10 protein-coding genes are annotated in these 12,969 nt (G+C 61.7%); 7 read left to right on the forward strand and 3 right to left on the reverse strand.

Annotation, left to right across the window (positions count from 1 at the left end; genetic code table 11):
* Position 1 precedes the first annotated feature (1 nt).
* Positions 2-754, reverse strand: a complete 753-nt coding sequence (locus ACW9HW_RS24970; RefSeq protein WP_095197398.1) for a class II aldolase and adducin N-terminal domain-containing protein — start codon at positions 752-754, stop codon at positions 2-4.
* 202 nt (positions 755-956) lie between these two features.
* On the opposite strand from ACW9HW_RS24970, the gene ACW9HW_RS24975 reads away from it, so the two are divergent.
* The 4 genes from ACW9HW_RS24975 (at position 957) to ACW9HW_RS24990 (ending at position 6,562) form a co-directional block, all read left to right on the forward strand.
* Positions 957-2,438, forward strand: a complete 1,482-nt coding sequence (locus ACW9HW_RS24975; protein WP_457402027.1) for an aldehyde dehydrogenase family protein — start codon at positions 957-959, stop codon at positions 2,436-2,438.
* Positions 2,439-2,670: 232 nt separating this feature from the next.
* Entirely contained in the window at positions 2,671-3,606 is a 936-nt protein-coding gene (locus ACW9HW_RS24980) for a choline ABC transporter substrate-binding protein (protein ID WP_095197396.1), read from the forward strand.
* Between the two features lie 245 nt (positions 3,607-3,851).
* Positions 3,852-4,973, forward strand: a complete 1,122-nt coding sequence (locus ACW9HW_RS24985; RefSeq protein ID WP_457402028.1) for an HlyD family secretion protein — start codon at positions 3,852-3,854, stop codon at positions 4,971-4,973.
* Positions 4,970-6,562: a DHA2 family efflux MFS transporter permease subunit gene (locus ACW9HW_RS24990; protein ID WP_095197394.1), complete on the forward strand. Its 1,593-nt coding sequence runs from the start codon at positions 4,970-4,972 to the stop codon at positions 6,560-6,562. Before ACW9HW_RS24985 ends, ACW9HW_RS24990 begins: the two co-directional genes overlap by 4 nt.
* Before the next feature lie 133 nt (positions 6,563-6,695).
* On the opposite strand, the gene ACW9HW_RS24995 is transcribed toward ACW9HW_RS24990, so the two are convergent.
* Entirely contained in the window at positions 6,696-7,136 is a 441-nt protein-coding gene (locus tag ACW9HW_RS24995; protein ID WP_095197393.1) for a carboxymuconolactone decarboxylase family protein, read from the reverse strand.
* Between the two features lie 212 nt (positions 7,137-7,348).
* Between ACW9HW_RS24995 and ACW9HW_RS25000 the strand changes: the two genes are divergently transcribed.
* From ACW9HW_RS25000 to ACW9HW_RS25010, 3 genes are read left to right on the forward strand one after another with little or no spacing between them, the layout of a single operon-like run.
* Positions 7,349-7,855: a sigma-70 family RNA polymerase sigma factor gene (locus tag ACW9HW_RS25000; protein WP_095197392.1), complete on the forward strand. Its 507-nt coding sequence runs from the start codon at positions 7,349-7,351 to the stop codon at positions 7,853-7,855.
* Between the two features lie 16 nt (positions 7,856-7,871).
* Positions 7,872-8,831: a FecR domain-containing protein gene (locus ACW9HW_RS25005; RefSeq protein WP_457402029.1), complete on the forward strand. Its 960-nt coding sequence runs from the start codon at positions 7,872-7,874 to the stop codon at positions 8,829-8,831.
* A 14-nt stretch (positions 8,832-8,845) separates the two neighbouring features.
* A complete protein-coding gene (locus ACW9HW_RS25010; protein WP_457402030.1) occupies positions 8,846-11,239 on the forward strand; it encodes a TonB-dependent siderophore receptor in 2,394 nt (797 codons plus the stop codon).
* 126 nt (positions 11,240-11,365) lie between these two features.
* Here ACW9HW_RS25010 and ACW9HW_RS25015 read toward each other — a convergent pair whose 3' ends face one another.
* Positions 11,366-12,811: a mechanosensitive ion channel domain-containing protein gene (locus ACW9HW_RS25015; RefSeq protein ID WP_095197389.1), complete on the reverse strand. Its 1,446-nt coding sequence runs from the start codon at positions 12,809-12,811 to the stop codon at positions 11,366-11,368.
* Positions 12,812-12,969: the final 158 nt, after the last annotated feature.

Genomic DNA, 12,969 nt, shown 5'->3' on the forward strand with positions numbered 1-12,969 from the left:
CCTACAGGTCCCTCTGATCGGCCGTCATCAGGCGGTACTCAGGCTCTTCTTCGTCCAGTATCCCCATCAATGCATTGAAATGCTTGTCGGCAAAGCCCGGATAGTCGAGCCATTGCCGGCAGGTCTTGCGCGCGATTTCGTCGCTGGCGATGCGCAGTTCGCGGCCGGTCGACAACGCCGTGATGTAGCTTTCGCAGGCCCGCTCGAAGTAATACAGATCGTCGAACGCCTGGGCGACACTTGGCGCCGCGACCAGTACGCCGTGATGGCCCATCAACAGAATCGGTTTGTCCCCCAGCAGACGGCTGACCCGCTCGGCCTCGTCCCCCAGGCCCATACCGTCGAAGCCATCGTCGATGACCACACGCTCGAAAAAGCGCATGCCGTTCTGCTCGATCGGCGGCAGGCGTGAATCCTTGAGACACGCCAACGCCGTCGCGTATTTGGAATGGGTATGCAGGATGCAGCGGGCGTGGGGCTGATTGCGGTGCAAGGCACTGTGCAAGGCCCAGGCAGTGATGTCCGGCGCGTCGGGTCGATCAAGGCTGGCCGGTTCATCGGCATTGACCAGCAGCAAGTCGCCGGCCTTGATCCGCGAGAAATGCTTGCCGTACGGGTTGATCAAGAACTCACGACCGTCCCCCGACACCGCCACGCTGAAGTGATTGGCGATGGACTCGTGCAGGTTCAGCCGCGCGGCCCAGCGGAACGCGCAGGCCAGGCGGATTCTCAGTTGCTCGACAGGTTGATTCATTGCGGACTCCACGGAGGTTGATCGATTGCCTGGCAGTGTAGGGATACGCCTTGCGCGCACTTGACGGGAAACGACATTGGCTGCCGTTATTTCGCAGTGCCGCGACCGTGAGAAAACGGCGTGGATATGCCGCGTTTGATCAAGAGCAGCTCCGCGGGCAGCGCCATAGTGACGACCACGACCCACTTGGCTGGAGACGCACATGCTGCAGATTCGTTTGTTCATCGCGGGCAGTTGGCAGGCACCACAGGCGCAGCGCTATCGCGATGTGATCAACCCCGCCACCGAAGAAGTCCTGGCACAGGTGGCCGTCGCCGACGCAGCGGACGCGCAACGGGCGATCAGCGCCGCGCGCCAGGCGTTCGATGACGGTCCCTGGCCGACGATGCCGGTCACCGAGCGTGCGCAGCTGATGCAGAACATAGCCGCGCTGATCGAACAGGACAGCGAGCACCTGGCCCGCCTGGAAACCCTCAATGCCGGCAAGACGCTGGTCGAAAGCCTGGCTGACATCGGCAACGTGGTGGCGACATTCCGCTACTACGCGGCGCTGCTGGAAAGCGAAAGCGCCAGCGTCAACAGCCATGCGCCGGCCCATGTCATCAGCTTCAACCAGCGCGAGCCGGTGGGCGTGTGTGCCTTGATCGCCCCGTGGAACTACCCGCTGCTGCAAGCGGTGTGGAAGATCGCTCCGGCCCTGGCCGCCGGCAATACCGTCGTGTTCAAACCCAGCAGCCTGACGCCGATGACGGCTCATCGCTTGACCGCACTGCTGGCGCAGGCCGGGTTACCTGAGGGTGTGTTCAATCTGCTGTGCGGCCCGGGCGATGTCGGCGAGTTGCTCGCCGCCAGCCATGACGTCGACCTGGTGTCGCTGACCGGCGGCGCCGGGGCCGGCGGCAAAGTGATGCGCGCCGCCAGCGGCAACTTCAAGCGCGTGGCGCTGGAACTGGGCGGCAAGAATCCGAACATCGTGTTTGCCGATGCCGATTTCGACGTGGCGCTGGATCAGGCCTTGAACGCGGTGTTTTTCAATGCCGGGCAAATCTGTTCTGCGGGCTCGCGACTGTTGGTCGAAGACAGCATTCATGACCGGTTTATCGACGCACTACGCCAACGCATCCTGAACATTCGCCTGGGCAACGGCCTCGATCAATCAACGCAAATGGGTCCGCTGATTTCTGCCGGCCAGCGCGATCTGATCCTTACGATGATTGCCGCTGCCGTCGAACAAGGCGCGACCTTGCTGGCCGGCGGGACCATTGCCGAGCAGTTCGAGCGCGGCTTCTGGTTGCGCCCGACCTTGCTGGGCAACGTCACCGCCGAGATGCGCATCGCCCAAGAGGAAGTCTTCGGCCCGGTGATTACTGTCGAACGCTTCAACGACGAAGCCCAGGCCCTGCAACTGGCCAACGATACGCCTTACGGCCTGGCGGCCGGCGTCTGGACCCAAGACATCGGCAAGGCTTACCGCATGGCCAGGCGGCTGCGGGTCGGCACCCTGTGGATCAACGACTACAACGCCGCCTTCGCGCAAGCGCCATGGGGCGGCTACAAATCCAGCGGCATTGGCCGCGAACTGTCCCGGGCCGGGCTCGATGAGTTCACCGAACTCAAGCACATCTACCTCAATACCGAACCGGCGGCGTTGAACTGGTTTGGTGTCGATCAACCGTCCAATTAACTGATGGCAAAGCGAGCAAATAACCTGTGGCGAGGGAGTTCACTCCCGTTCGGCTGCGAAGCAGTCGTAAATCCAGCCAACCTGGTCTGACTGAAAGAGCGCAGGGGCCGCTTCGCAGCCCAACGCGAGCAAGCTCGCTCGCCACAAGTAAATGCCTTAATCGCATTACCCATAACAACAAGACCGTGACACCCAAAAACCGCTGCCGACGTTTACCTTGAGGAGTCGATCCATGAAAGCCTTGCTCTTGCTTGCATCCCTCAGTATCCCGTTGCTCACCCAAGCCGCCGAACCGGAGTCCTGTGCCACGGTGCGTTTCTCCGACGTCGGCTGGACCGACATCACCGTCACCACCGCCGTCGCCAGCGAGGTGCTGGAATCCCTCGGCTACAAGACCAAAACCACCTTGCTGTCGATCCCGGTGACCTACCGCGCCTTGTCCTCCGGCAAGGAGCTGGATGTGTTCCTCGGCAACTGGATGCCCACCACCGAAAACGACATCAAGCCCTACCGCGACGCCGGCACCGTGGAAACCGTGCGCGCCAACCTGCATGGTGCCAAATACACCCTGGCGGTGCCCGATTACGTGTACGACGCCGGGCTGCACGACTTCGCCGACATCGCCCGATTCAAGGACAAACTCAATGGCCAGCTCTACGGGATCGAACCGGGCAACGACGGCAACCGGCTGATCCAGACCATGATCGACAAGAACGCCTTCGGCCTGAAGGACTTCAAAATCGTCGAGTCAAGCGAAGCGGCGATGCTCTCGCAAGTCAAACGCGCCACGCGCAAAAACGAATGGATGGTGTTCCTCGGCTGGGAGCCGCACCCGATGAACACCCGCAACAAGATGAAGTACCTCAGTGGCGGTGACGAGTACTTCGGCCCGAACTTCGGCCAGGCCACGGTCTACACCAACGTGCGCAAGGACTACCTCAAGGAATGCAGCAACGTTGGCAAACTCCTGCAGAACATGGAGTTCAGCCTGGCCATGGAGAACCAGTTGATGGACGCGGTGTTGAACCAGAACCAGAAGCCACGGGCGGCGGCAAAGGCGTGGTTGAAGGCCAATCCGGCGGTGCTGGAGGCTTGGCTTTCGGGGGTTAGCAGTCGGGATGGCAAGGATGGGTTGGCGATGGCCAGTGCGCGGTTGGCGAGCCAGTAGTCGGCAACAACCATCAATTGTGGGAGCGAGCCTGCTCGCGAAAGCGGTGTGTCAGACCGCAAAGAGGTTGAATGTCAGACGCTTTCGCGAGCAGGATCGCTCCCACAGTGGATCTTCAGCGATCACCACATCTCATTTCTCTTCGATTGCACCTGACGACCGGCAGCAAAAATAAATTGCGACTAAATATGACATGCGTCATATTACGCGCGTAATTAAATGCCGTTTCCTACAGGTAATCCTTCATGACCAGCATGCCTAACGTTGAAACCGACCTTGCCGTGCCGGTGACCACCCCCAAGCCTCCCCTGCTCAAACGCCTGCTTCTGCCGACACTGGGTATTGCTGCACTGGTGCTGGCCGGTGTCTACGCCACGCACTGGTGGACCACCGGCCGTTTCATCGAGGAAACCGACGACGCCTACATCGGCGGCGACGTAACGGTCATTGGCTCGAAGGTCGCCGGCTACATCGACGAAGTGCTGGTCACCGACAACCAGAAGGTCAAGGCCGGCGATGTGCTGATCCGCCTCGACGCCCGGGATTACCGTGCCAACCTGGCCAAGGCAGAAGGCGCGGTGGCGGCTGAAGAAGCCCTGCTGGCCAACCTCGACGCCACCGAACAGCTGCAACAAGCCGTTATCGGCCAGGCCCGCGCCGGCATCGATGCCGCCGGTGCCGAAACCGCCCGTTCGCGGGATGACGATGCTCGCTACAAAAAGCTGGTCAGCACCAACGCCGTTTCTGTGGAAAGCGCTCAACGGGCCAACGCTACATTCAAGACCGCACAGGCTCAAAGCAGCCGCGCCCAGGCTGAACTGCTGGCGGCGCAACGCCAGCTGAATGTCATCGCCACCCAGAAACAACAAGCCCGCGCGGCTTTGATTCAAGCCAGGGCCGAGCGAGACCTGGCGCAATTGAACGTCGGCTACACCGAACTGCGGGCACCGGTGGACGGGGTGATCGGTAATCGTCGGGCGCGGGTCGGCGCCTATGCCCAGGCCGGTTCGCAACTGCTGTCGGTGGTGCCATCCAGTGGTTTGTGGGTCGATGCCAACTTCAAGGAAGACCAGTTGGCACGCATGCTGCCCGGCCAGCGGGTGGTCATACATGCCGACGTGCTTTCGGGGCAGGAATTCCACGGTCATCTCGACAGTCTTGCACCCGCCAGCGGTTCGCAGTTCAGCGTGCTGCCACCGGAAAATGCCACCGGCAATTTCACCAAGATCGTGCAGCGGGTGCCGGTGCGCATCCACCTCGATCCAGCCGACAGCGTGCTCGGCCATCTGCGTCCCGGCCTGTCGGTCACCGCCAAAGTGGACACCCGCAAAGAACCTGAAACCCCGGCCGTGGCCAACGCGCCATGAGCCGCGTCCTCGCCGCCCCGGCGCAACCGTTCAATGCCGCGAACATGGCCACGGCGACCAAGGTCTTCGCCTTCGCCAGCATGTGCATCGGCATGTTCATTGCGTTGCTGGATATCCAGATTGTCTCGGCATCGCTGCGTGACATTGGCGGCGGGTTGTCGGCCGGCACTGACGAAACCGCCTGGGTGCAAACCAGCTACCTCATCGCCGAAATCATCGTGATCCCGCTGTCCGGCTGGTTGTCGCGGGTGTTCTCCACGCGCTGGCTGTTCTGCGCATCCGCCGTGGGCTTTACCCTGACCAGCCTGCTCTGCGGCATGGCCTGGAACATCCAGAGCATGATCGCCTTCCGTGCCCTGCAAGGGTTCCTTGGCGGTTCGATGATTCCCTTGGTGTTCACCACGGCGTTCGTTTTCTTCACCGGCAAACAACGGGTGATCGCCGCCGCGACCATCGGCGCGGTGGCTTCGCTGGCGCCGACCCTGGGGCCGGTGATTGGCGGCTGGATCACCGACATATCGTCCTGGCACTGGCTGTTCTACATCAACCTGGTGCCGGGGATCTTCGTCGCCGTGGCGGTGCCGATGCTGGTGAAGATCGACCAGCCGGAGCTCTCGCTGCTCAAGGGCGCCGACTATCTCAGCATGATATTTCTGGCGCTGTTTCTCGGCTGCCTGGAATACACCCTCGAAGAAGGTCCGCGCTGGAACTGGTTCAGTGACAGCATCATTCTCACCACCGCGTGGATCAGCGGCCTGGCCGGCCTCGCCTTCATCGGCCGGACCCTGCACGTCGCCAATCCGATCGTCGACTTGCGCGCCTTGAAGGATCGCAACTTCGCCCTCGGTTGTTTCTTCTCGTTCGTCACCGGGATCGGCCTGTTCGCCACCATCTACCTGACGCCGCTGTTTCTCGGTCGGGTACGCGGCTATGGCGCGCTGGACATTGGTCTGGCGGTTTTCTCCACCGGGGTGTTCCAGATCATGGCGATTCCGCTGTACGCCTTTCTGGCCAACCGCGTCGATCTGCGCTGGATCATGATGACCGGTTTGGGGCTGTTCGCTTTATCGATGTGGGATTTCAGCCCGATCACCCATGACTGGGGGGCCAGGGAATTGATGTTGCCGCAAGCCCTGCGCGGGATTGCCCAGCAACTGGCGGTGCCGCCGGCAGTGACCTTGACCCTGGGCGGGCTGGCACCGGCGCGGCTCAAGCATGCATCGGGGTTGTTCAACTTGATGCGCAACCTGGGGGGCGCCATCGGCATCGCCGCGTGCGCGACCATTCTCAATGACCGCACCAACCTGCACTTCACCCGGTTGGCGGAACACCTCAACAGCACCAACGAAGCTCTCAACCAGTGGCTGGCCCAAGTCGGCAACAACTTCGCCGCCCTGGGCCAGAGCGGCGATGTCGGGGTGACTGCCAGCCTGCATCAGCTCTGGCTGTTGACCTACCGCGAAGCACAGACACAGACCTATGGCGACGCGTTTCTGATGATCATGGTCTGCTTCATCGTCGCCACGGCGATGGTGCCCTTGATGCGCAAGGTGCAGCCACCGACCGCGCCGAGTGCCGATGCCCATTGATTCCAGATCCAGAAACTCCGCGCCCCCCCTGTGGGAGCGAGCCTGCTCGCGAAAGCGGTGTGTCAGGCAACGGTGATGTGACTGACCCACCGCATTCGCGAGCAAGCCCGCTCCCACGATTGATTGGGGACTGTCAGGCCTGCGGCATTTTGCGGAAGCCCACGGCCAGACGGTTCCAGCTGTTGATGGTGCTGATGGCCACGGTCAGGTCGACCATTTCCTTTTCCGAGAACTGTGCCCTGACCACGTCATAGTCTTCGTCCGGGGCGTGGGTCAGGCTGAGCTGGGTCAGGGATTCAGTCCAGAGCAGCGCGGCACGCTCGCGGTCGGTGAAGAAGGGTGCTTCGCGCCAGGCGGTCACGGCAAACAGGCGGCGCGTGGTTTCGCCGGCCTTGAGGGCATCGGAGGTGTGTAAGTCGATGCAGAAGGCACAACCGTTGATTTGCGAAGCGCGCAGCTTGACCAGTTCGATCAGCGACTTTTCCAGCGGCAGCTTCGAGACAGCGGTTTCCAGGGCAATCATGGCCTTCAGGGCATCAGGCGAAGCGGTGTAGAAATCGATACGGGGTTGCATGGCATGCTCCGGGGCAAGTGGGTGTGCAGATACGGTAGTCCCGCCGTCGATTTGTACAAATAGCCAATCTTTGAGAAGTCGAGGAGGCCACTGGCGCAAACCCTGAAAGAAAGTGCGAAATGACAATTGCCATCACTTGGTCAGGGCCACTAGAATGCGATCAATTCTTAATTGCACTCACGCAGGATGCCCGAGTCGAGTATCTGCCCGCCATGTCGTTCGCCGATCAGCCTTTGAACCAGCAAGTCCATACCCTCTACAGCGAACACCACGGTTGGCTGCAGGGTTGGCTGCACCGCAAACTGGGTAACCGCTGTGATGCGGCCGACCTGGCACACGACACGTTCCTGCGCCTGCTGACGCGCCAGGTGGTCAAGCCCCTGGGCAGTGAACCGCGGGCGCTGCTGACGCACATTGCCAAGGGCCTGGTGATTGACCGCTGGCGGCGTCAGGACATCGAGCGCGCGTATCTGGAAACCATCGCGCACCTGCCGGTGGCCGAGGTGCCTTCGCCGGAAACCCGCCTGCTGATCCTCGAAACCCTGTGGCGCATCGAAGCGCTGTTGCGCGAACTGCCCAGCGCAACCCGCGAGACATTTTTGCTGTCGCAGATCGAAGGCCTGACTTACGCGCAGATCGCCACCCGCCTGAATGTCTCGCTGATCACTGTCAAGCGCCACATGCGCGCGGCATTCATTGCCTGCCTGAGCGTTGCCTGATGAAGAGTGTCGCCTGATGAATTCGTCGATCATCAACCCGCAGATTCTGGGTGAAGCGGCTGACTGGCTGGTGCAGCTGCATTCCGGCACGGCCACCCCGGCCGATCATCAGGCCATCGCCCAATGGCGCAACCGCAGCCTGGAACATGCCCAGGCCTGGCAACGGGCCGAAGCGTTGCTCGGGGATTTCCGTGGCGTACCGGCCAACCTCGCCATGCAAACCCTGAAACGGGCATCACGCCAGGAAGGCCTGAGTCGCCGGCAGACCCTCACCCGCCTGGGCTTGCTGTTGCTGGCCGGCCCCTTGGGCTTCGCTTCGCAGCATTTGCCCTGGGAGCAATGGACCGCCGATCTGCGCACCGCCGTGGGCGAACAGAAAAACCTGCAATTGCCCGATGGCAGCCAGTTGCTGCTCAACACCGACAGTGCGGTGAACATCGCCTTCAACCCACGGGAACGACGCGTCATGTTGCTCAGCGGCGAACTGTTGATCAGCACCGCGAAAGACCTCGGCGCCCGCCCCTTTATCGTCGAAACTCCCCAAGGCACGGCCCGCGCGCTGGGCACCCGGTTTTGCGTACGGACCGAGGGTTCCAGAAGCCACGTTTCAGTGCTGGAAGGACAAGTGGTGGTCACACCGCAAATGCTGCAGCAAGGCACCACCCTCGATGCCGGCCAGCGCCAGAGCTTCAAGTTGAACCGTTTCGATGATCCGCAACGGTTCGACGTCGCTGCCATGTCCTGGGACAAGGGCATGCTGCTGGCCAACAACATGCGCCTGGACGAATTGCTCGGCGAACTGAGCCGTTACCGGCCAGGCGTACTGCGCTGCCATCCGGATGTCGCGGCACTGCGCGTATCGGGTGCGTTTTCCCTGCGTGATACCGACGCCAGCCTGCGCCTGCTCAGCGATACCCTGCCGCTGAACATCAGCCGCTTGACACGCTACTGGCTGTCGGTCGAACCGAGGGTCTGACGCGTCAGTCTCTGATGTTCAAACCTACTTTTTTGCGCATTGCCCTGGCCTGCCCGGCGCTGCTGCCGCTTTACAGCCAGGCCGCCGACACCGTCAGCGAAAGCGTCAGCCGCAACTTCGACATCGGTCCGGGTTTGCTGAGCCAGGTATTGGCACAGTTTGCCGTGGCTGTCGGTGCGCCACTGTCATTCGACCCGGCATTGCTGGGCAACCGACAGAGCCCGGGATTGCACGGCGCTTTTAGCGTGCAATCGGGTTTTTCCCGTTTGCTCGAGGGCAGCGGCTTCGTGTTGATCAGCACCGGCGACAGTGGATACACCGTGAAGTCGCAAGCGGCCACCGGAGTCGCTGTGGAACTGGACACCACCAACGTCAGCGCCGTGGGCAATGACAGCGGGGATACCTACGGCGGTGGACAAGTGGCCCGTGACGCCCAAATCGGCGTGCTCGGCAACCGGGCGCTGAATGACCTGCCCTTCAGTGTCACCAGTTACACCGGTAAAACCATCACCGACCAGCAAGCCCGGACCGTCGGCGACGTACTGCTCAATGACGCCTCGGTGCGTCAGTCCGCCGGATTCGGCAATTTTTCCCAGGTGTTCATCATTCGCGGGCTGTCGCTGGCCTCCGATGATATTTCCTGGAACGGCCTGTACGGCGTGCTGCCGCGCCAGATCATCGCCACCGAAGCCCTGGAACGGGTCGAGTTGTTCAAGGGGTCGAACGCCTTTATCAATGGCGTCACGCCCAGCGGCAGCGGCATCGGTGGCGGCGTCAACGTGCAACCCAAGCGGGCCGGCGACCTGCCGACACGACGCGTCAGCCTGGATTACAGCAGTGACGCCCGCGTGGGTGGGCATGTCGATCTGGGCCAGCGTTTCGGCGACGACAACCGTTTTGGCGCACGGATCAACCTGCTGCAGCGTGAAGGCGATACCGCCGTCGAGGATGAAGGCCAGCGCTCGTCCTTGATCAGCCTGGGACTGGATTATCGCGGCGAGCGCCTACGCCTCTGCGCCGACCTGGGTTACCAAAAACAGGTGATCAATCAGGGTCGCGCGGTGGTTTACCTCGACCCTACGCTGAACAAAGTGCCCAAGGCACCCGACGCCACCGCCGGGTACGCGCAGGGTTGGAGCTATTCGCAGCTCGAAGACACCTTCGGCATGGCCCGTGCCGAGTATGACTTGGGCGAAAACTGGTCCGCCTACGTCGCCGGGGGTGCCAAACACACCCGGGAGAACGGTGTGTACTCGTCTCTGACCGTCACCGACCTCGAGGGCAACGCCCGGGGTGGCATGCTCTACTCGCCCCATGACGAGGACAACCGCAGCCTGATGGCCGGCCTGAACGGTCGCCTGAACACCGGTGCGATCAGCCATCAATTGAACCTCGGGCTGACGGGAATCTGGGGCCAGCAGCGTTCAGCCTTCGAAACCATCGGCGCCACCGGGCGCTACAGCACCAACCTCTATGACGTCAGCGAACAGCCGCGCCCCGCAGCCACGTCATTCGGCAGCGACATTCACGACCCACGGGTCGTCGGCAAAAATACACTGCGCAGCCTCGCCATCGCCGACACCCTCGGCTTCATCGACGACCGCATCTTGCTGACCCTCGGCGCGCGTCGCCAGGCGATGAAGGTGGATGGCTGGAGCACCACCTCCGGCGCCCGAACATCGAGTGATGAAGCGTCAATCACCACCCCGGTTTTCGGTCTGGTGATCAAGCCCTGGGAGCACCTGTCGTTCTATGCCAACCGTATCGAAGGCCTGGCCAAGGGTCCGACGCCGCCCACCGGTTCGCTGAATCGCGACGACACCTTCGCCCCGGTGCGCAGCAGGCAAGTCGAAGCCAGCGTGCGCCTGGACATGGGCAGTTATGGCGCGAACCTGGGGGCATACCGCATCGAGCAACCCTCGAGCTACACCCAGGACGGTGTCTTCCGCGTCGACGGCCAGCAGGTGAACAAAGGCATTGAATTCAACCTCTACGGCGAGCCGTTCGAAGGCCTGCGTCTGCTGAGCGGCGCCGCTGTGATGAAGACGGAAATTGAAGGCAGTGCCAATGGCATCAACGACGGCAACCGTGCCGTCGGTGTGCCGCGTTTTCAGTTCAACCTGGGGGCCGACTGGGATATACCGGGGATCGAAGGCGCGGCGTTCAGCGCGCGGATGTTGCGCACAGGTGGGCAATATCTGAACGCTGCCAACACCCAGAGCATTGCGGCCTGGAACCGGTTTGATCTGGGGGCGCGTTATGCCTTCAGGCTCGATGAACGGGAAGTCACCTTGCGCGCCAATATTGAAAATGTCGCCAATGAGGCCTATTGGGCCTCGGCCAACGGCGGGTATTTGACTCAGGGGACGCCGCGTACGTTGAAGGTTTCGGCGACTGTGGATTTTTGATCATTTCAACATATGTAGCGCAGCTGACATCGCCTTCGCGAGCAGGCTCGCTCCCACATTGGGCTTGTGCAGCACCTGTGGGACCGAGCCTGCTCGGGAACCGCGCAGCGGCCATCCGCCAAAAAATCAGCCTGCCCGCTTGAGCAACCACTGCAAGAACCCTTTCTTGTGCACCACAACCGGCACTTCCTGGGTCAATTCCTTCACTTTGTGCAAACGGAAATCCAGCAAGGTCTTCATCGCGTCGTTGATGTCGTGACGGGCTTCCAGGCAAGGTCTGAGGTAGCCCTTGTCGATGCGATACAGCGTGCAGTTGGTTTTCGCGGCGAACTGCGCGGGCAACGCGCTATCGGACAAGATACCCGCCTCGCCGATCACCTCACCCGGCCCCATGCGTCCGGTCTCCATGGTCGTACCGTTGATGTTCAGCGAAACGGTTACCACGCCGGACTCGACGATGAACAAGTGATTGCTGACCTCCCCCGCCGCCAGGATCGTTTCCCCGGCGCGGAAGCTCTGCAGGATCATGTTCTGGCTGAAGGTTTCCTTCTCTTCCTGACGCAACGTCGAGAAGATCGGCGAACTGTCGATCAACGCGCGTTGCCGCGGCAGGTCGCTCGTAGGGCTCGGTTCCACGCTCGACAGCAAATTCACACCGGACGCCCGCAAATGCCGATACGCCAGGTCAAACAGTTGGTTGCGTACCGTGCGCTTCTCGCTCATCGCGGCGACAAACCCGCTGATCTCATAATCCGCACCGGCAGCGCTGGAGCTTTTGAGCGCCACCTTGGGCCCAGGCGTCGTCAACAGAATGCGACAGCCCTGCATCGCCCGCTCCAAGGCATCGATCACGGTTTGCGGACGCACATGGGGGCTGACCTGCAAGGTGATCGAAACGCCGAACATATCGCTGGGCCGGCTGAAATTGGTGATTTTGGCCTTGGCGGCCAGCGAGTTGGGAATCACGATCATGCTGCCTTGGGAGGTTTGCAGCCGCGTGGCGCGCCAATCGATATCAATGACCCGGCCTTCCGTGCCGTCGATCGCGATCCAGTCATCCAGTTGATAGGGTTTGGTGGTGTTCAGGACGATCCCGGAAAACACGTCGCTGAGGGTGCTTTGCAGCGCCAGGCCGACGATGATCGCCAGGGCGCCGGACGTGGCCAGCACCCCCTTGACCGGCAGATTGAGCACGTAGGCCAGGGCGGCGATGACCGCGACCAGGAAAATCACCGCGCCGAGCAGGTCCTGCAGCAAGCGCCCGGTATGCCCGACCCGTTGCATCATCGCCGCGCCGATCAGCACGGTCAGGGTGCGCGCGCCAAATATCCACCAGGCGATCTGCAACCCCGTGGCCGCCAGCTGCAAGGGCACATTGTCAACCCTGGGTGCCGGTTCCAGCGGGCTCAAGCCTTCGTTGAACAGCAGAAGGCTGAACAGCGAGAAAATCACCAGCCGTACCAGCAGTTTCCAGTTGTGATGATTGACACCGACCAGACGCCACACCACCAGATCGATCAGGATCAGGATCAGGGCGCAGACCAAGGGGTGTTCGGCAAGCAACGACAGCATCAAGCGGCTCCAGCACAGGACGATGCGCAAAAGATCTCACACATTGGGCACAGTGTAGGAGTAATTGATTTCGCTGGATTCATACGATCGGGTGGATAACGAAAAAACCTGTGGGAGCGGGCTTGCCCGCGATGGCGGCAGGACAGTCAACATCGTAG

The sequence above is a fragment of the Pseudomonas sp. SDO5532_S415 genome, assembly GCF_054071155.1.